Origin of the sequence: Haloferax marisrubri (genome assembly GCF_001469875.2) — an archaeon.
GTDB lineage: Archaea > Halobacteriota > Halobacteria > Halobacteriales > Haloferacaceae > Haloferax > Haloferax marisrubri.
The window spans coordinates 576301-593855 of the sequence record NZ_LOPW02000010.1; the positions used below are offsets into that span (position 1 = coordinate 576301).

Genomic DNA, 17555 nt, shown 5'->3' on the forward strand with positions numbered 1-17555 from the left:
CGAACTCTCAAAGCCGCTGACTCCAATTGACGCGCATGAACGAGTCGGGTCACCAAGTGCTCATGGAGCAGGACGTGCTCCGCCGCCGCCTCGACGACGGCGACCTCCCCGACTGGGCGAGAAAGCACTACGAGACGTTCCGCGAGACGATGCTCGGCGACCGCGACGGCGCGCCGTTCCCGTGTTACTTCGGCATCGAGTCCGAGCGAAACGGCGACGCCCTCTACACCTTCGTGGATTCGATGACCGACAAGGACGCGCTGTTGGCGCTCCGCGACACCATCCTCGAATATCTGGATGTGTACCCGGACTACTCCGAGGCGTGCTCGCTCGTCGCGTTCTTCAAGCCGCCGACGGCGGACCTCACGGAGGCCGACTACCACGAACACCTCTGGCACGTCCTCCAGTTCCTCCACGTCAACGACCCCGAGCCGTGGCCGGCGGACATCCCGACCGACCCCGACGACCCGAAGTGGGAGTTCTCCTTCGGCGGCGAACCCATGTTCCCGACCACCCGCGCGCCGTTCTACGACGAGCGCATCAGTCGCTACTGCCCGTGGGGCCTCGAAATCACCTTCCAGCCGCGGGCGCTGTTCGACGGCATCACCGCCGACACCGAGGCCGGACAGAAGGCCCGCGAGGTCATCCAGAACCGCATCGAGGAGTACGACGGCGTCTGCCCGCACGCCGACCTCGGCGACTGGGGCGTCGAGGGCGACCGCGAGTGGCCGCAGTACATGTTCTCCTCCGACGAGTCGCAAGCGCCCGACGAGTGCCCGATTCGCATCACTCGCGAGCACCCGAAGGTACCGATGGCCCCGGCGGACGACTGATGCTGGTCACCGATTCGAGGGCCGACCGATGACCGCTGCCGACCTCCCCGACGACGCCGTGCTCGTCTGTATCGACATGCAGGTTGGCTTCGATAACCCCGCGTGGGGCGACCGCAACAACCCCGAGATGGAGGCGCGCGTCGCCGACCTGCTCGCGGCGTGGCGCGCGGCCGACCGCCCGGTGGTCCACGTCCGCCACGACTCCACCGAACCCGACTCGCCGCTCCGGAGTGACGAGGAAGGCTTCGCGTGGAAGCCCGAGGCCGAACCCGCCGACGGCGAACCGGTGTTCACGAAGCGCGTCAACAGCGGCTTCATCGGGACCGACCTCGAAGCGTGGCTCCGCGAGCGCGACCACTCGACGCTCGTCGTCTGCGGCCTCACGACCGACCACTGCGTCTCGACGACCACTCGGATGGCCGAGAACCTCGGCTTCGAGGTGTACCTCCCCGCGGACGCGACCGCGACGTTCGACCGCGAGAGCTACGATGGCGAGCGCTTTTCGGCCGACGAGATGCACCGCACCGCGCTGGCGCACCTGAACCGGGAGTTCGCGACAGTCGTCGAGTCGGGCGACCTGTCGACGACGCGGTGAGCGGTCGGACCACCTTCCACAGCCATCCACAAATTGTGGGTAGTTTTACATTTAACTGGTGGGAGTGGTGCATATGGACCGCCGATTTCTCGCCGTCGTCGGTGTGTTCGACCTACTCATCGCGGTCGCCCTCGCGCTTCTCGGCGCGCTCGCCCACCCGCTTTCAGTCGCCCGGTTCGCGCTGTTCGCTGCCGCCGGTGTGCTGTTGGTCGTCGCCGGCCTGCGCGAGTCGGTCGCTCTCGGGTCGACGACGCTCCGGTGGCACGTCGTCGCGGGCGCGGGCTACGTCTGCTTCGGACTGGCCGTACTCGCGAACGGTCTCTCGTCCGTCTTCGACCCCCGTGGCGACCCGTACTTCGGCGGACTGTTCGTGCTCCTGCTCGCCCCCGTGATGCTGTTCATGGGCGTCGATTACCTCCGCGGCGGCGTCCACTTCGACCTCTCGACGTTCGAGTGAGCGTCGGTTCCGCCGGTCGAGCGGGGGCGTAACTACTACCAGTTTCACCACCCCACCATCGTTCCGTCTCCTGATTACGCAAATACATTTCCCTGTCGGCGCGGAATCACCATCCAAATGGGCGTCTCCTTCCCGTACGGCGACGAACTCGTGGTGGACTTCGAGTGGCACGAGTTCACCGGCGCGGTAGGTGATTCGGTTACGGTCCTCCCCATCGTCGTCGCCGTCGCCCGCCTGACCGACCTCTCGCTGGCGGTCGTGCTCGTCTGGTTCGGCGTGTTTCAGGTCGTCTGGGGGCTGTACTACGCGGCCCCGCTGTCGGTCGAACCGATGAAGGCGCTGGCCGCGCTCGTCCTCGCCGAGACGGTTACGACCGGCGAGGCGCTCCTCGCCGGGTTCGGCCTCGGCGTCGTTCTCCTCGCTATCGGTCGGACTCGCTCGCTCGACCGCGTAAGCCGCTACATCGGCGCGCCGGTCGTCCGCGGCGTCCAGTTCGGCGTCGCGCTCGTCCTCCTGTCGACCGGGCTCGAACTCGGCGCGGGCGACCTCCCGCTCGCCGGCCTCGCGGTCGCCGTCGCCGCCGTCGCCCTCCTCACCAAGCGCTCGAACCTGAGCGCCCTCGCCGTCCTCGCGGTCGGCGGCGCGGTCGCCGTCGTCGACGTGGGACACCTGTCGCTCGCGGTCCCGTCGGTCGGCGACGCCCGATTGTTCTCGCTCGACGACCTCTCGTTCTCGGTCGCCGAGGCCGCGGTCGCCCAGTTGGCGATGACCGTCGGCAACGCCGCGCTCGCCACGTCGGTCCTGCTCGCGGACTACTTCGACCGCGACGTCTCCGCCGACGAACTCGCCACCAGCATGGGCGCGATGAACCTCCTCGCGGTCCCCTTCGGCGGGTTTCCCATGTGCCACGGCAGCGGCGGCGTCGCCGGCAAGTACGCCTTCGGCGCGCGGACCGCCGGCGCGAACGTGATTCTCGGGGTCGGCTACGTCCTCGTCGCCCTGTTCGCCGTGGACGTGGTCGCCGCCTACCCGGTCGCCATGCTCGGCGTCATCCTGGCGATTATCGGCCTGCAACTGGCGCGGACGAGTCTGACCAGTCTGTCCCGCGCGGACGGCTACCCCCTCGTGGTCGCCATCGGCGTCGTCGGTGTCGCGGTGAATCTGGGCGTCGCGTTCGTCGGCGGCGTGGTGGCGTGGCTGGCGTGGGAGCGCTGGGGGCGGGCCGTGTGGGACGGGGTGTGATAGTCGGGTCAGTTGGTCGGTTTCATAACCAACCCCACCCACGTACCACGTATGCAGACGCACATCGTTCCCGTCGGCTTCGACTACGACCGACTCATCGCGCCGCTCATCCGCGATCAGTTGGACGTGGACCGCGTCATCCTCCTCGAGGGGGCCGTCGGGAGCGAGGCGAACGTCGAGTACTCGAAGAACCTCTCGGGCAAACTCGGCAAGGACTTCGAGAACCTCCTCGGCGCGGAGACCGAACGCGTCATCGTCGACGACGTGTACGACTACGACGCGGCGTTCGAGCAGGCGTACGACCTCATCAACGCCGAACTCGACGCCGACGACGAACTCCGCGGCGACGACGACGAACCCGGCGAGGTGTGGGTCAACGTGAGCGCGATGCCCCGGCCCGTCTCCTTTGCCTTCGCCACCGCCGCCCACTCCATCATGGTCGAGCGACAGGCCGACCGCGAGCGCATTCACACCTACTACACGGCCCCCGAGAAGTACCTCGAAACCGAACTCGCAGAGGAGTTGCGAACCGAGCGCGCGCTCCTGCAGGACCTCCTCGAATCCGGCGAAATCGACGCCGACCGCATCCGCGAGCGCCTCGACGCCACCTCCGACCTGCTGTCGGAGTTCGACGAGCGCGGCACGACCATCGGCGCGAAGCAGATTGACGGCCGCCACATCGTCGAACTCCCGGTGGCCTCCTTCTCCAACGTCAAACCGTTCGAGGAGGTCATCCTGTTCAAACTCGGCGAACACGGCGAGTTCGGGTCTGTCTCCGAACTCGCGGAGGCGCTCGCCCGCGAGATGAACGAGGAGTACACCGACTCCTTCCGGTCGAAGGTCATCTACAACGTCGACCGCCTCGGCCCCGGCGGCAAGGGCTACATCGAACAGGAGGAACGCGGGAAGTCCTACCGGACGCGCCTCTCCCGCATCGGCGAGTTGTGGGTCCGCGCCCACGCCGACAGCGACGAGTTCCGGACGAGCGACGAGTAAACAGTCGAGAAAGAGGGCGACCGCGGACGACCCGTTTTAGACCGGGGGGACCGGATGCCACGGTCGGCACAGCGGCGTTTTCATGGCTACTATTTGATACCACCTCGTGAGGGCTCATCCAGAGACAACTCGATTGAGCGAACCCCTGACAGTTGTATCAGGATATTCTAATAAATACTCAAGAACGATTATCCGCTCTGGAATGCTATCTTCTAGCACCCATGCCGCTATACATGGACGTACACCGGAACGTAGAGGGGAGTGCGAAAGACGTCGCTGAAGCCCACCGCGCCGACCTCGAGACGCAGGGCAAGTACGGAGTCAACTACAAACACTACTGGGTAGACGAGACGGACGGCGCGGTCTTCTGCCTCTTCGAGGCACCGAACAAGGAGGCCGGAGCGAAAGTCCACGAGGAGGCCCACGGCCTCGTCGCCGACGAGATATTCGAAGTGCAGCAAGGCGAGTAAGCGCGGCGCGCGCACCCCTCGGCGTGTCTCTTTGGAGTGTGGTTTTCGGTTCTTAGAAGTCCAGTCCAGACGGGGCAGCCGACGGCACGAGCGGACTCGTCGGCAGGCCAGCCGGCGGGTCGGGGAGGTTGTACTCGCGGGGGGCCACGTCGTTCGGACCGTCGGGGTAGAACACCGACGCGAGCAGTTGGATGTGGTCGCGGCCCACGTCGAGTTCGAACTGGCCGCCGCCGTACAGCGACATCCCGCGTTCGTCGGCGTACTCGATGGTGTCGAACAGCGATTCGACCGTGCCGAACCGCGAGGGCTTGACGTTCAGCCACGACGGCTCGAACGGCAGGGCTTCGACGGATTCGACGCCGGTAATCGGGGCGTCCCACGAGACGCGCCCCTCGTGGCCGTCGAACAGCGGGCGCGTCTCGTCGGTGAACGCCGGGTCCTCCACGACGGCGTCGGGAAAGCCCGACAGGACGCGCTCGTAGAGTTCCGGGTCTGGTTCCTGGTCCACCTCGGTTCCCTCGTACTGGCCCTTGAGGTCGAGGATGCGGACCCGGTCGTGGGCGGCGAGCGACGCCACAAGCTCGTCGTGCCAATCCGTTGTCGGGTCGAGTTTGAACTCGCAGTCGGGGTCGCGGTCGAGGAGCATCTCGACGCGGTCGGCCGACGGCGGGTCGCCGAGGCGGGTGCTCGCGACGAAGCGAAGCGGGTCGCGCTCGCGGTCCACCGCGGACGCGAGGTCGGTGCCGGCCTGCCGGAGCGCGAGGTCGAGGCCGGCGGATTCGAGCGCCCAGCGCCGGTAGTGTTCGGCCGTCTCGCGCTCGGGGGCCTTCGTCGGAAACAGGTCGACCCCGTCGAGCGCCGCGGAGAACTCGGCGAAGGAGTCGTAGCTTCCGGCGAGGTCGAAGGCGTCCTCGGGCGCGTCCGCGAGGGCGTCGTGGTCCTCGGCGTCGTACGTCACGTCCTCACCGCGCCCGACTGCGCCGTCGCCGGCGAGCGAGAACACCGTCGTCTTGCGGAGGAATCCGCTGGACGTGTCGCTCTCGAAGCGGTCGCGGGAGACGGACTCCACGGTCAGCGGCAGGTCGGCCACGCGGTCGAAGAGGCGCATCGCCCGTGGCTTGGGCGCGGCGGGGCAAAAGGCTACGTCCGAGTCGGCCGCGACGGGTCGGGTTCCGAGTCAGTCGATGCCGCCGCGTTCGAGCTTTGCGACCCGCGTCGTGAGCGCGAGGTACGTCGCCGCGACCGTCAGGAGAATCGCGCCCGCCGCGGCGTACTCGTGGGCGGGCGAGACGTGCTGGACGACGCCGTCGACGATTGGCTCGGCCGGGATGAGGGTGTGGTGCGGCGTGCCGACGAGCGGGACGAAGTAGTCCACGAGGTCGTTGAGGGCGTACCAGCCGACCGCGACGAGGACGGCGAGAGACGGGAACTCGGCGTACCGCTGGATGAGAAACGCCTCGACGACCATGGCGAGGTGGCTCCAAAAGAGGAAGTTGTACATCGCCCAATGGAGGTACGAGAAGTCGCTTTTGAACACGAGGAGGACGTACGGGGTCCACAGCCCGAGTTTGAGACAGCCGAAGAACGCGAGGGCGTTGACGTACTCGTTCGACCGCCCGAGTTTCCAGAGCGCGAGCGACAGCGCGATGAACAGCGTGGCGACGGGGCTGTCGGGGACGAGCGGCCACATCGCGGTCGGTTCGATGCTGAACTGGTAGCCGTAGTACCAGAAGCCGAAGGCGGTCCCGACGAGGTTGATGACGACCACGAGCCACGCGATGTTGAGGCCGAAGTTCTCCAGCCACTCCGGCAGGGGCGCGAGCCACCGCGGGAGGTCGGTTCCCGCCGGGAGGCCGTCGTCCTGAAAGAGCTGGCGAGGGTCATCGAGCAGTCGGCGCAGTCGGGTCGCCGCGTCCATGTTCACGCCGAAGCGGGGGGACGCAAAAGTGATGCCGGTCTCGGTGACTGCGGCCGGAGTCGCGGACCCGACACACGGTGACGCTCCGCCAAAGTAGCAGAAACATGATACACATTGGTCTGCGGCGGATGACGGACACGTCTTACGCGGCTGTGTTCGGTCTGTTCGGTCGATGTCTCAGAGACGTCTGTTCGAACACCACACTTAATAGCATATGTAAAAAACGTGCAATGCCGGGGTGCCTCTGAGATTAACACCGGCATTTTGCCCAACCGAGATGCCCGCTCGGTTCAGGGCGTAGTTGGGGGAAATTCCCCCAACTACTAACCGCGTATCCCGACGGTAGTCGGTCGTATTGTGACAGAAGATGTTTCGATGGCGAAAACAATTCTATCGAGGCGCGCTGGACCCGTGAGCGGTCCGGTGTGGTGACGCTACCGAACCCACCAGTCGGCGGTCGTTCTTCGGTGCTGTGACGGGGTCATTCCGCCATTCACACACCACTCCTGTCACGGAGTGATTACTTTAACAGCGACACGACGGGCCGAGTCGCCGACCGCGAAACACGTCCTGTGTGGAATGCGAACTGTTGACGGATGGAAGCGACCGCTTAAGTAAACCCAGTCGCAAGCGACGGATATGCCAGAGGAGACCGACCTGGAGGAGCTTCGGCGCGGGACCGAACTCGTCAAGCGCGGGTTCGCCCAGATGCAGAAGGGCGGCGTCATCATGGACGTCGTCGACGCAGAGCAAGCGAAAATCGCGGAGGAAGCCGGCGCGGTCGCCGTCATGGCGCTCGAAGCCGTCCCGGCGGACATCCGCAAGCGCGGCGGAGTCTCCCGCATGGCCGACCCCGAGACGGTCAAGGAGATTATCGACGCCGTCTCCATCCCGGTGATGGGGAAGGCCCGCATCGGTCACTACACCGAGGCGCAGATTCTCGAATCCATCGGCGTGGACATGATCGACGAGAGCGAGGTGCTCACCCCGGCGGACAACGACTACCACATCGACAAGCGCGAGTTCACCTCGCCGTTCGTCTGCGGCGCGCGCAACCTCCCCGAGGCGCTCCGCCGCATCAACGAGGGCGCGGCGATGATTCGCACCAAGGGCGAGGCCGGCACCGGCGACGTGAACCAGGCCGTCACGCACCAGCGCACCATCAAACACCAGATTCGGACGCTCACCGGCCTCAACTTCGACGAGCGCGAGAAGTGGGCCCGCGAGCACGAAGCGCCCGCCGAACTCGTCCACGAGACGGCCGAGATGGGTCGCCTGCCCGTCGTCAACTTCGCGGCCGGCGGTATCGCCACGCCCGCGGACGCCGCGCTCATGATGTACCACGAGTGCGACGGTATCTTCGTGGGCTCCGGCATCTTCGGCGCGGAGGACCCAGAACAGATGGGCGAAGCCATCGTCGAGGCCGTCAACAACTGGGACGACCCCGACACGCTCGCCGACATCGCCTCCGGCATCGGCAAGGGCATGAAAGGCGAGGCGAACGTCGGCATGGCCGACGAGGACAAACTGCAGGGCCGCGGCGTCTAACGCGGCGATACTCGGCGAACGACGACCGACTCACCGTCTCGGCTTTCGATTCTTTCCGGTTCCGCTTTTCTTCGGTCTCGGCGTCCGCTCTCAGGCGAGGAGTCCCGACTTCCCCTTCTCGTTTTCCTTCGCGTCCTCGGACGATTCCTCGCCGAGGAGGACGGTGACCGGACCGTCGAAGTTGAGCATGACCGACTGCGTCAGGTCGCGGGAGATGAGCTTGCCGGCGGGCGAGCGACGGCGACCGGAGATAAACAGGTGGTCACAGCCCTCCCAGCGGGCCGTTTCGAGGATGGTGTCCGCCTCGGGACCGATGTCGGCGACGATGCGGTAGTCGAGGTCCAGTCCCTCGAACGCCTCGCGGGCGACGCCCTTGGCGCGACGGGTGGCCGACTCGATGGCCTGGTCGATGCCGTAGACGACGTCCGAGGAGCCGACGCTGGCGAGCGCCGAGCGGGTCCGCTCGAACTCCTCGTCCGGCAGAACCGTGAGGACGACGAGTTCCGCGCCGCTGCCGGCGGCGAGTTCGCCCGCCTCGCGGAGGATTCGGTGCGACCGTTCTTCGGGGGAGACGACGACGAGTGCTCGTTCCATGATTCGAATATATCGTGATAGTGAGAAAAGTCTTCTCGGAATCGTGTTACCACCGACCGCGTCAACGCGTTACAGTAGCTCAGACGCGAGAAAAGTCGAGAAACGAGTGTGAGTGTGGTTCTCTCTGTACCACTCAGAGTTCGAATACTTCCGCCCCGCGGCCGACCCGCGTCTTGTAGGCGCGGGCGTTCACGTCCGCCTCGTCGAAGGCTTCGAGCATCGCGCCGGCGACGCGGGTGCGGTCGGCCGCTTGGCAGACGCCGAGGACCGAGGGTCCGGCACCCGAGACGGTGACGCCGGACGCGCCCGCGTCGAGGGCGGCCTCGCGGACCACGTGGTAGCCGTTGATGAGTTCCGCCCGCGCGGGCGTGACGACGCGGTCGTCCATCCCCGCGCCGACGAGGTCGGCGTCGCGGCGGCACATCCCGACCGCGAGGGTCGCCGCCCGGCCGACCGTGTGGACCATGTCCTCGATGCTGGCGTCGCTCGGGACGACCCGCCGGGCGTCGCGGGTCGAGACCGCAATTTCGGGGAGGCAGGCGACGAGCGGGATGTCGGCGTCGACGGTCGTGACGCCCTCGTCGGTCGCGACGGTGAACCCGCCGAGGAGCGCGGGCGCGACGTTGTCGGCGTGGGCCTCGCCGGAGACGACCGCCTCGCCCTCGGCGGCGACGGGGACGAGTTCCTCGCGCGAGAGGCCGCGGTCGTACAGTTCGTTCAGCGCGACGGCGGCGGCGGCCGAGCTCGCCGCCGACGACCCGAGTCCGGACGACGGGCGGACGCCCTTATCGATGCGGATGTGCGCGGGGGCGTCGAGCGCCTCCGCGACCGCGCCGACGACGTTCCGGTCGGGGTCGGTCGGGATGTACTGGCTGCCGACGCCGGTCACTTCGATTGTCGTCCGGTCCGCCCGTTCGACGTGAACGATGTCGGCGGGGCGGTCGAGAGCCACGCCGAAGACATCGAACCCACTTCCGAGGTTGGCGCTCGTGGCGGGTGCGCGGACCGTAACCATGCCCCGCTGTTGCCTTATCGCAGATAAAAATGTGGCGAACGTCGCAACCGACCCCTCAGTCGCTTGTCGACTGTTCCGCGTTCGCGGGCTCGGGTTCGGTCTCGACGCCGGTGAACTCGAACCGCGCCCCGCCGGCGTCCGATTCGGCGAGCGAGACGGACCAGCCGTGGGCGTCCGCGACCGTCTTGACGATTGGCAGGCCGAATCCGGTCCCGTTCTCGTGGGTCGTGTAGCCCCGCTCGAACACGTCGTCGCGGTCCGATTCGGGGATTCCGGTGCCGTCGTCCTCGACGTAGAAGCCGTCGTCGAGCGCGCCGACGACGACCGTGAGCGAGTCGTCGTCTTCGCCGCCGTGCTCGACGGCGTCGTCGGATGGAATCCGACTGCCCGTCGAGCCATGCTCGACGGCGTCACCAGACGTAGTCTGGTTGCCTGTGGAACCGTGTTCCACAGCGTCGTCGGAAGCATCCCGACTGCCCGTCGAGCCATGCTCGACGGCGTCACCAGACGCAGTCTGGTTGTCTGTGGAACCGTGTTCCACAGCGTCGTCGGGAGCATCCCGACTGCCCGTCGAGCCATGCTCGACGGCGTTCCGAAACAGGTTCTCGAACAGCTGTCGGAGTCGCCCGCGGTCGGCGGCGATGGCCCGGTCGACCCGAACGTCGAGCGTCGCGTCGCCGACGACGGTGCTGTCCCACGCCTCCTGTGCGACCGTCCGCAGGGCGACCGGCGTCACGTCGGTGAGCGTCTCGCCCTCGCGGGCCAGCGTGAGCAGGTCCTCGATGATGGCCTCCATCCGGTCGTGGGCGTCTTCGATTCGCTCGAAGTACTCCTCGTCGCCGGTCTCGGCCGCGAGTTCGAGGTAGCCGCGGGCGACGGTGAGCGGGTTCCGAAGGTCGTGGGAGACCACCGACGCGAACTCGTCGAGCCGCTCGTTCTGGCGTTCGAGTCGCCGCTCGCGTTCGACCCGTTCCGTCACGTCGCGGACGAGGACGAGCGTCCCCGTCATGTTCGCTTTGTCGCCCAGCGGCGTCGTCTCCACGAGGAGGGCGCGCTCGCCGTCGTCCGTCTCGACCGTCGTCTCCGTCTCCGCGGCCGAGTTCGGCACGCCGTCGAGGGCGTCGACGATTTCCGCGGGGAGGACGCGCACGACGGGCTCACCGTAGGCGTCCGAGACCGGTATCGAGAGGAACTGCTCGCCCGCGGGGTTGACGTCGAGAACGCGCCCCTCGTCGTCGAGGACGAGCGCCGCGTCGTGCATCGACTCGACGGCCGACTCCCACGCGACGGGGACGAGCGTGAACAGGCGGTGCCGGAAGACGCTCCACGCGACGGCACCCGAGGCGGCCGAGAAGGCCAGTACGGGGATGTTGAGGCCCGGGACCGGACTCAGTCCAGCGACGTAGACGACGCCGCCGACCGTCGGGACGAGCCCGCCGCCGAGGAGCGCGAGCGTCTGCTTCCGGTAGATGCCGTCGGACCGCAGGAGCGTCCGAGCGAGGGCCGCACAGCCGAGCAGGATGAGCGCGTAGGCGTAGATGATGAAGCCGGCGAAGGCGGCGCCGTGTTCGTTGACGAGGACGAGGTAGCCGTGTTCGGCGTCGAGCCAGAGGTCCGTCCAGATGAGGCTGTGCCACGGGTTCGTCAGCACGAGCGCGACGACGGCGACCGGAACGGTACAGAGCGCGGCCCACGCGGCACGGGAGTCGATTTTCACGCCCGCGTGGCGGAGCACGTAGGCGAACCACAGGAGCGGGAGCGGCGCGATGCCGAAGTAGCTGAGCTGGTTCAACAGGACCTTCGTGGAGAAGTCGGTCACGGAGAGTTCGAGCGCGTACGTCCCCATCCAAATCCCAGAGGCGAACAACAGGAGCGCGCCGAGGGTCGCGCCGGGGACGAGGCGGCGCTCCGTCCGGCGGCGAAAGAGGTACGCGCCGAGAACGACGAAGAGGACCGCACCGACTCCGATTGGAATCGTGTACGGCGTCGCTTGCCAGTACGGGGCGCCGTGCATGTCCGGCTTTCTGTTTACAGGGGTTAAAACTCCCACCGTCGGCGTCGGAACCGGCCAATCAGAAAGGACTTTCCACCCGACACCGAACGTCGGGGCATGATAGGCATCGTCGGCGGCGGCATCGCGGGCCTCGCCGCGGCGTACCGGCTCCAGAACCGGGGTCACGACGTTCGAGTCTTCGAGGCGGCCGACTCTCTCGGCGGCCTCGCCGCAACCTACGACACGAAAGGCGACGACATCGAGAAGTTCTACCACCACCTCTCGAAGTCCGAAGAGACCATCGTCGAACTCGCCGAGGAACTCGGCCTCGAAGACGACTTGGAGTGGCGCATCGGCAAGAACGCCTACTACGTCGACGGCGTCGTCCACCCCCTCGACACCGCCTGGCAAATCGCCGCCTACCCCCACATGAGCCTCTACGACAAGTTCCGCCTCGGCATGCTCACCCTCGGTGTCGACGTGCGCGGTGGCATCCCCGATTTCGACGCCTACGAGGAACTCGCCGAGTACGAACACACCCCCATCGAGGAGTTCGTCGTCGAGCACACGACCCGCGGCGTCTACGACAACTTCGTGGACCCGCTTCTGGACGGCAAGTTCGGCGAGCGCAAACACGACGTGTCGGCGTCGTGGTTCCTCGGGCGCGTGCGCTTCCGCGGCGAGCGCGACCTGCTGCGCGGCGAGAAACTCGGCTACTTCGACGGCGGCTTCGCGCCCTTCATCGACGCGCTGGTCGAGGCAGTCGGCCGCGAGCACATCGAGACCGGCGCGCGCGTGACCGAACTCGACACCGACGGCGAGGCGGTCTCGACGCTGACGGTCGACACCGACGACGGGGCCGAGACCCACGAGGTCGAGTCGGTCGTCGTGGCGACGATGCCGAACGTGCTCGAAGACCTCACGGGCTTCCCCTGCGACATCGACTTCCAGGGGGCGGTCTGCGGGCTGGCGACCATGTCGGAGTCGCTGATGGACACCTACTGGCTCAACATCGCCCACGACGCGCCGTTCGGGTCGCTCATCGAGCACACGAACTTCGTGCCGAAAGAGCGCTACGGCGGCGACCACCTGCTGTACATCGCGAGCTACGTCCAGGGGCCGCACGAAGAGCTCTGGCAGATGAGCGACGAGGAGGTCGAAGACGTGTGGTTCGACGAGATAGCAGACATGTTCCCCGAGTTCGACCGCTCGGCAATCGAGGAGTTCGAAATCGCACGTAACCCGCGGGCGGGGCCGGTGTACGAACGGGGTTACCTCGACCTCGTGGTGCCGTACGACCTCGGCGACGACGTGGCCGAGGGCGTCTACTACGCGGGGATGGCGTCGGAAGCGCAGTACCCCGAACGGTCGCTCAACGGCGGTATCGTCGCCGGCTACGAGGTCGCTGACCGCATCGACCGCAGCCTGTAGCGCGACCGTACCGCCGACTCTCTCGGGCTTTTTTCTGACTTCTCGCGGCGGGTCGTCTTCCCGCGTGCTGTCGCGTCTCGTGGCTTCTAGTCGCACACTTACCGGCAATCGGTTTCTCGTTCGCAACCTCTTTTTAAGTAGCTGACTGACTAGTCAGTTAGTGAGTGCAGACGAAACGCCGGACCAGTCGGTCCCCGACGAGGTCCACGAAGAACTGATGGCCGCGACCTACCGGGCGCTGTGCGCCCACGGCTACGCGGACCTGACGATGCAGCGAATCGCCGACGAGGCCGGAAAGAGCAAGTCCCTCCTCCACTACCACTACGGGACGAAACAGGAACTCCTCGTCTCGTTCCTCGGCTACCTGTTCGACCGCTTCGAGGAGCGGGTCGCCGCGACCGAGGGCGACGCCCCCGAGACGCGCCTCCGGGTCCTCCTCGATAAGATGGTCCCCGACGGCGACGACGACGGCGACTACGACCGCTTCGGACTCGCCCTCAACGAACTGCGGACGCAGGCCCCGTACGTCGAGGCCTACCGCGAGCAGATCGCCCGCAACGAGGCGGTCATCCGCCGCCGCTTCGCCGACATCATCCGCGAGGGCATCGAGCAAGGCCACTTCCGCGAGGTCGACGCCGACCGAACCGCGTCGCTCCTCTTCGCCGCGCTCGACGGCGCGCGCCTCCAGCGCGTCGCCGTGACCGACCCCTCGGGAACCGAGACGGCGAGCCAGTCCGCCTTCGACGCGCCCACCGAAGTCCGCGCCGCGCTCGACGAGTTCGTCGTCGAGAACCTCGTGCGCGAGGAGGGCGCAGAATGAGCGCGAAGCCGAAGGACGTCAACCTCGTCGACGGCGACCTCGTCAAGCCGATGTTGGTGCTGTCGCTGCCGCTCGTCTTCTCGCAAATCATGCAGGTCGCGTACAACCTCGCCGACACCTTCTGGGTCGGGCGCGTCGGCTCCGAGGCCGTCTCGGCGCTGTCCTTTTCGTGGCCGCTCGTCTTCCTCATGATTTCGTTCGGCGGCGGGTTCACCGTCGCGGGGACGGTCCTCGTCGCCCAGAACAAGGGCGCTGGCAACCACGACGCGGTCGACCGCGCCGCCGGTCAGACCCTCGGGTTCGTCATCCTGCTTTCGGCCGGGTTCGCGGTCATCGGCTATCTGTTGACGCCGATACTGCTCCCGCTCATCGGGACGACGCCCGGCACCGAGGTCCACCAGTTGGCGGTCGAGTACACGCGCACCATCTTCCTCGGCGTCGCGTTCATGTTCGGCTTCTTCATCTTCCAGGCGCTGCTCCGCGGGTGGGGCGACACCAAGACGCCGATGTACCTGATGGCGCTCGGCGTCGTCATCAACGTCTTCCTCGACCCGTTCCTCATCCTCGGGTTCGACGGGAACCCGATATTCGGCCTCCTCGGCCTCGAAGGGCTCCGGCAGTCGCTGTTCGCCGCGACCGGCTTCACCGGCTTCGGCGTGCAGGGCGCGGCCATCGCCACGGTGTTCTCCCGCGGCGTCGGCGCGCTCGTCGGCTTCTGGCTCCTGTTGTCGGGACGGGTCGGCATCAGCCTCTCGCCGCGCGACCTGATTCCGAAGCGCGAGATGGTCGAGCGCATCGTCCGCATCGGCGCGCCGTCGAGCATCGAGCAGTCGACCCGCGCGCTCGGCGTGACCGCCCTCACGGCGCTCGTCGCCTACGCCGCCGTCAACGCCGGCGGGGCCAGCACCGAGACCGCGGTCGCCGCGTTCGGTATCGGCAACCGCCTCAACTCGCTGGTCTTCCTGCCGGCCATCGGCCTCGCGCAGGGGACCTCGACCGTCGTCGGCCAGAACCTCGGCGCTGACCAGGCCGAGCGCGCCGAACGCGCGGTGTTCTGGGGCGTCGGCATCATCGTCACCGCGCTGGTGTTCGTCTCCGCCGCCGCCTACCTGTTCGCCGAACCCATCGTCGCGGTGTTCATCCCCGGCGAGGAGGCGGTCATCGCCATCGGCGTGGACTACCTGCGCATTATCGGCCCGACGTTCCTGTTCCTCGGGGCCTTCAACGTCGTCAACGGCGGGTTCCGCGGGAGCGGGTCCACCCGGACGGCGATGGTGTTCTCGCTCATCTCGCTGTGGGTGCTGCGCATCCCGGCGTCGTTCGTGCTCGTGGAGTTCTTCTCCATGGGCCCGACCGGCATCTGGTACGGCATCGCCTTCTCGAACGTCGGGGTGGCGCTGCTCGCGTTGGGGTGGTTCACCCGCGGGACGTGGAAAAACAGCGTCGTCGACGTCGGCCCCCGCGTGCCGTCCGACGACTGAGCGGGTCCCGGCTCCGCGCGGTCTCTTCTAAGCGGTCTTCTCGTCGGTGCTGTCGACGTCCTGCATCCCCGGCGCGGCCGACACGTCCACGTCTTCGGGCTCGTCGGCCCCGCCGACGCCGACCTCGCCGGACTCGTCTTCGACGTACACGTCGTCGGCGAAGCCGCCCTCCGCGTGGGGGTGGTCGGGGTCGTCGAGTTTGTCGAGCGTCGCGGGCGCGTCCGGGATGTCGATGGTCCGGAACTCGCCGAGCGGCTCCGCGATGTCGATGCCGTGGCGCTCGAAGAACTCCTCGTAGCGCTCGTAGTGGGCCTCGACCTCGTCGACCGGAATCTCCATCATCTCGGTCCAGCCGTGGTTGTAGAAGTCGAAGTTGGCCTGCACGTGGGTTATCTCGCGGGCCTCGGCCTCGGGGAAGCCGGCGTCGAGCGCCGCGAGGTAGGTGTCGAAGGTGCACTCGAAGAACGCCGCCATGTGGGCTTCGCGCTCCTCTCTGCGGTCGGGGTCCGCGCGCTCGCCGAAGATGCGAACGTGGAGGTCCACCATCTTCTCGGTGGCGATGTCGCCGATGACCGGCATGGTGAGGGCCTTCTTCGTCGCGAAGTGGCGGATGTTCTGGCGAATCTTCATTTCGTCGTTCGCTTCGGGTCGGATACACCTAAAGACCACGTCTCCGGGGACGGCGGCGCGCGGTCCGGGCGCAGTCGCGATGCGCGCTGGGGTACTGAACGAGTCTTGACGACGTGATTTAATGCGGTTCGCCCGCATGTGGGTGGTATGAGCGACTCCGCATCCGTCCGCGAGGACTCGGTCCTCGAGTGCGACGACTGCATCTCGCCGGCCGAAGCGTTCGGCATCGTCGCCGACGAGACCCGACTCACCATCCTCGAAGCGCTCTGGGAGTCACCCGACCGACCCGTCCCCTTCTCCGAACTCCGCCGACGGGTCGGCGTTGACGACAGCGCGCGGTTCAACTACCACCTCGGAAAGCTCCGCGGCCAGTTCGTCCGCAAGACCGACGACGGCTACGACTTCCGCCACGCCGGCGAGAAGGTCGTCCGCGCCGTGCTCGCTGGGACGTTCAACGAGGACCCCGTCCTCCCCGCCTTTTCGGCACCCGGTTCCTGCGTCGCCTGCGGCGGGTCGCTCGAAGCCGACTACGGCGACGAGAAACTCACCATCTCCTGTGCGGACTGCGCGCGGACCCACGCCCGCGAGGAGTTCCCGCCCGGCGGCCTCGAAGGGCGCTCGTCGGAGGCGCTCCTCTCGGCGTTCGACCAGCGCGTGCGACACCTCCATTGCCTCGCCGCCGACGGCGTCTGCCCCGAGTGCGGCGGGACGACGGGCACCTCGCTGTCCCGCGACGCCGATCCGTTCGACCTCGACGTGGTCGTGACCCACCGCTGTGCCCAGTGCGCTTACGAGGCCGTCTCGCCCGTGGGACTGGTCCTGCTCGACGAGTCGACGGTCCTCGGCTTCCTCTCCTCGCGGGGCGAAGACGTGTGCGGGACGCCGTTTTGGCGGTTCCCGTGGGTCGTCGGCGACGAGGCGCTCACCGTCGTCTCGGAGGAGCCGTGGCGCATCCGCGTCCGCATCGAACAGGACGACGAGGCGCTCACCGTCGAACTCGACGGCGACCTGTCGGTCGTCGACTCCGCGGTCGAACCTATCGAACGAATTTCATAAGCGCGCTACGGTAAGCCCGCTTACAGAAATGTAATTCAGATTACTATTTTGGTGTCGGCGGTCGTCCCTCCAAACGAGGAGAACGACCATGTTCAACGATACTCATCCCGGCCGCGGCGACGTGCGAGAGACGCTTCCACGGGGGTTCAGGACGCTTTCAGAGGCCGCTCTCGTCGCGGTCGCGGCGGTCTTCGGTGTCTTCGCGGCCACCGCTGTCGCGGCGCTCGTCGCCCCGCTCGCACCCGGTCTCGGTCTCGTGGCGCTGTTCTTGGGCTGGCCGCTCGGCTTCGCGGTCGGCATCGCCGTGGTTCGCGGCGGTGTCGATATCGTCGCCGCCAGCGGCGTATCCAGTCGCGTCGTCCGCGTCGGCCGCGTTGTCCGCGACGCACTCGCTCGCGGCGGCGACGACGCGGCGTCGGCACCGTCGGAGTGCCCCGCCGCTACTGACGGCGGCTTCATCGAGCGGCTCGGTGAGA

18 protein-coding genes are annotated in these 17555 nt (G+C 67.2%); 12 read left to right on the plus strand and 6 right to left on the minus strand.

Annotated features, from left to right (window positions below; translation table 11 throughout):
* The first annotated feature begins 35 nt into the window (after nt 1–35).
* From AUR65_RS09955 to AUR65_RS09980, 6 genes are all read left to right on the plus strand, one after another.
* Nucleotides 36–833 (plus strand): YqcI/YcgG family protein, encoded by a 798-nt coding sequence (locus AUR65_RS09955; RefSeq protein ID WP_058566753.1) that lies wholly within the window; start codon nt 36–38, stop codon nt 831–833.
* 28 nt (nt 834–861) lie between these two features.
* Nucleotides 862–1428, plus strand: a complete 567-nt coding sequence (locus AUR65_RS09960; RefSeq protein ID WP_058566754.1) for a cysteine hydrolase family protein — start codon at nt 862–864, stop codon at nt 1426–1428.
* Between the two features lie 73 nt (nt 1429–1501).
* Complete coding sequence (locus AUR65_RS09965; protein WP_058566755.1) at nt 1502–1885, plus strand: hypothetical protein; 384 nt, start codon at nt 1502–1504, stop codon at nt 1883–1885.
* A 117-nt stretch (nt 1886–2002) separates the two neighbouring features.
* Nucleotides 2003–3127 carry a putative sulfate/molybdate transporter gene (locus AUR65_RS09970; RefSeq protein ID WP_058566756.1) on the plus strand — a complete coding sequence of 375 codons (1125 nt, stop codon included), beginning with the start codon at nt 2003–2005 and terminating at the stop codon, nt 3125–3127.
* 51 nt (nt 3128–3178) lie between these two features.
* A complete protein-coding gene (locus tag AUR65_RS09975) occupies nt 3179–4123 on the plus strand; it encodes an HFX_2341 family transcriptional regulator (protein WP_058566757.1) in 945 nt (314 codons plus the stop codon).
* A gap of 221 nt (nt 4124–4344) precedes the next feature.
* Nucleotides 4345–4593 carry a DUF4242 domain-containing protein gene (locus tag AUR65_RS09980; RefSeq protein ID WP_139043145.1) on the plus strand — a complete coding sequence of 83 codons (249 nt, stop codon included), beginning with the start codon at nt 4345–4347 and terminating at the stop codon, nt 4591–4593.
* A gap of 52 nt (nt 4594–4645) precedes the next feature.
* Here the strand turns inward: AUR65_RS09980 and AUR65_RS09985 are convergent, their stop codons facing one another.
* Together AUR65_RS09985 and AUR65_RS09990 are read right to left on the minus strand one after the other, a co-directional pair.
* The gene (locus AUR65_RS09985; protein ID WP_058566758.1) at nt 4646–5701 is read right to left on the minus strand and encodes a hypothetical protein; all 1056 of its coding nucleotides are present in this window, start codon (nt 5699–5701) and stop codon (nt 4646–4648) included.
* A gap of 69 nt (nt 5702–5770) precedes the next feature.
* Nucleotides 5771–6511 carry a DUF1405 domain-containing protein gene (locus AUR65_RS09990; RefSeq protein WP_058566759.1) on the minus strand — a complete coding sequence of 247 codons (741 nt, stop codon included), beginning with the start codon at nt 6509–6511 and terminating at the stop codon, nt 5771–5773.
* A 639-nt stretch (nt 6512–7150) separates the two neighbouring features.
* Between AUR65_RS09990 and pdxS the strand changes: the two genes are divergently transcribed.
* Nucleotides 7151–8059 carry a pyridoxal 5'-phosphate synthase lyase subunit PdxS gene (pdxS, locus tag AUR65_RS09995; RefSeq protein ID WP_008095702.1) on the plus strand — a complete coding sequence of 303 codons (909 nt, stop codon included), beginning with the start codon at nt 7151–7153 and terminating at the stop codon, nt 8057–8059.
* A gap of 90 nt (nt 8060–8149) precedes the next feature.
* Here pdxS and AUR65_RS10000 read toward each other — a convergent pair whose 3' ends face one another.
* The 3 genes from AUR65_RS10000 to AUR65_RS10010 form a co-directional block, all read right to left on the minus strand.
* Nucleotides 8150–8653, minus strand: coding sequence for a universal stress protein (locus AUR65_RS10000; protein WP_058566760.1), 504 nt, complete (start codon nt 8651–8653; stop codon nt 8150–8152).
* A gap of 133 nt (nt 8654–8786) precedes the next feature.
* Entirely contained in the window at nt 8787–9668 is an 882-nt protein-coding gene (locus tag AUR65_RS10005) for a homoserine kinase (protein ID WP_058566761.1), read from the minus strand.
* Nucleotides 9669–9723: 55 nt separating this feature from the next.
* Nucleotides 9724–11682, minus strand: a complete 1959-nt coding sequence (locus tag AUR65_RS10010) for a histidine kinase N-terminal 7TM domain-containing protein (RefSeq protein WP_058566762.1) — start codon at nt 11680–11682, stop codon at nt 9724–9726.
* Nucleotides 11683–11778: 96 nt separating this feature from the next.
* Here AUR65_RS10010 and AUR65_RS10015 point away from each other — a divergent pair, with 96 nt between their 5' ends.
* The 3 genes from AUR65_RS10015 (at nt 11779) to AUR65_RS10025 (ending at nt 15393) form a co-directional block, all read left to right on the plus strand.
* Nucleotides 11779–13092, plus strand: coding sequence for an NAD(P)/FAD-dependent oxidoreductase (locus tag AUR65_RS10015; RefSeq protein WP_058566763.1), 1314 nt, complete (start codon nt 11779–11781; stop codon nt 13090–13092).
* Between the two features lie 160 nt (nt 13093–13252).
* A complete protein-coding gene (locus tag AUR65_RS10020) occupies nt 13253–13912 on the plus strand; it encodes a TetR/AcrR family transcriptional regulator (protein ID WP_058566764.1) in 660 nt (219 codons plus the stop codon).
* Nucleotides 13909–15393 (plus strand): MATE family efflux transporter, encoded by a 1485-nt coding sequence (locus AUR65_RS10025; protein ID WP_058566765.1) that lies wholly within the window; start codon nt 13909–13911, stop codon nt 15391–15393. The genes AUR65_RS10020 and AUR65_RS10025 overlap by 4 nt, the downstream gene beginning before the upstream one ends.
* A 27-nt stretch (nt 15394–15420) precedes the next feature.
* On the opposite strand, the gene AUR65_RS10030 is transcribed toward AUR65_RS10025, so the two are convergent.
* The gene (locus AUR65_RS10030; RefSeq protein WP_058566766.1) at nt 15421–16023 is read right to left on the minus strand and encodes a DUF6149 family protein; all 603 of its coding nucleotides are present in this window, start codon (nt 16021–16023) and stop codon (nt 15421–15423) included.
* Between the two features lie 147 nt (nt 16024–16170).
* Here AUR65_RS10030 and AUR65_RS10035 point away from each other — a divergent pair, with 147 nt between their 5' ends.
* Nucleotides 16171–17079: a winged helix-turn-helix domain-containing protein gene (locus tag AUR65_RS10035; protein WP_058566767.1), complete on the plus strand. Its 909-nt coding sequence runs from the start codon at nt 16171–16173 to the stop codon at nt 17077–17079.
* A gap of 88 nt (nt 17080–17167) precedes the next feature.
* A partial coding sequence (locus tag AUR65_RS10040) for a hypothetical protein (protein WP_084816424.1) occupies nt 17168–17555 on the plus strand: 388 nt, incomplete at its 3' end.

Coding starts and splice junctions, on each gene's coding strand:
- AUR65_RS09955 (WP_058566753.1), top strand. CDS start 36: ATGAACGAGTCGGGTCACCAAGTGCTCATGGAGCAGGACGTGCTCCGC.
- AUR65_RS09960 (WP_058566754.1), top strand. CDS start 862: ATGACCGCTGCCGACCTCCCCGACGACGCCGTGCTCGTCTGTATCGAC.
- AUR65_RS09965 (WP_058566755.1), top strand. CDS start 1,502: ATGGACCGCCGATTTCTCGCCGTCGTCGGTGTGTTCGACCTACTCATC.
- AUR65_RS09970 (WP_058566756.1), top strand. CDS start 2,003: ATGGGCGTCTCCTTCCCGTACGGCGACGAACTCGTGGTGGACTTCGAG.
- AUR65_RS09975 (WP_058566757.1), top strand. CDS start 3,179: ATGCAGACGCACATCGTTCCCGTCGGCTTCGACTACGACCGACTCATC.
- AUR65_RS09980 (WP_139043145.1), top strand. CDS start 4,345: ATGCCGCTATACATGGACGTACACCGGAACGTAGAGGGGAGTGCGAAA.
- AUR65_RS09985 (WP_058566758.1), bottom strand. CDS start 5,701: ATGCGCCTCTTCGACCGCGTGGCCGACCTGCCGCTGACCGTGGAGTCC.
- AUR65_RS09990 (WP_058566759.1), bottom strand. CDS start 6,511: ATGGACGCGGCGACCCGACTGCGCCGACTGCTCGATGACCCTCGCCAG.
- pdxS (WP_008095702.1), top strand. CDS start 7,151: ATGCCAGAGGAGACCGACCTGGAGGAGCTTCGGCGCGGGACCGAACTC.
- AUR65_RS10000 (WP_058566760.1), bottom strand. CDS start 8,653: ATGGAACGAGCACTCGTCGTCGTCTCCCCCGAAGAACGGTCGCACCGA.
- AUR65_RS10005 (WP_058566761.1), bottom strand. CDS start 9,668: ATGGTTACGGTCCGCGCACCCGCCACGAGCGCCAACCTCGGAAGTGGG.
- AUR65_RS10010 (WP_058566762.1), bottom strand. CDS start 11,682: ATGCACGGCGCCCCGTACTGGCAAGCGACGCCGTACACGATTCCAATC.
- AUR65_RS10015 (WP_058566763.1), top strand. CDS start 11,779: ATGATAGGCATCGTCGGCGGCGGCATCGCGGGCCTCGCCGCGGCGTAC.
- AUR65_RS10025 (WP_058566765.1), top strand. CDS start 13,909: ATGAGCGCGAAGCCGAAGGACGTCAACCTCGTCGACGGCGACCTCGTC.
- AUR65_RS10030 (WP_058566766.1), bottom strand. CDS start 16,023: ATGAAGATTCGCCAGAACATCCGCCACTTCGCGACGAAGAAGGCCCTC.
- AUR65_RS10035 (WP_058566767.1), top strand. CDS start 16,171: ATGAGCGACTCCGCATCCGTCCGCGAGGACTCGGTCCTCGAGTGCGAC.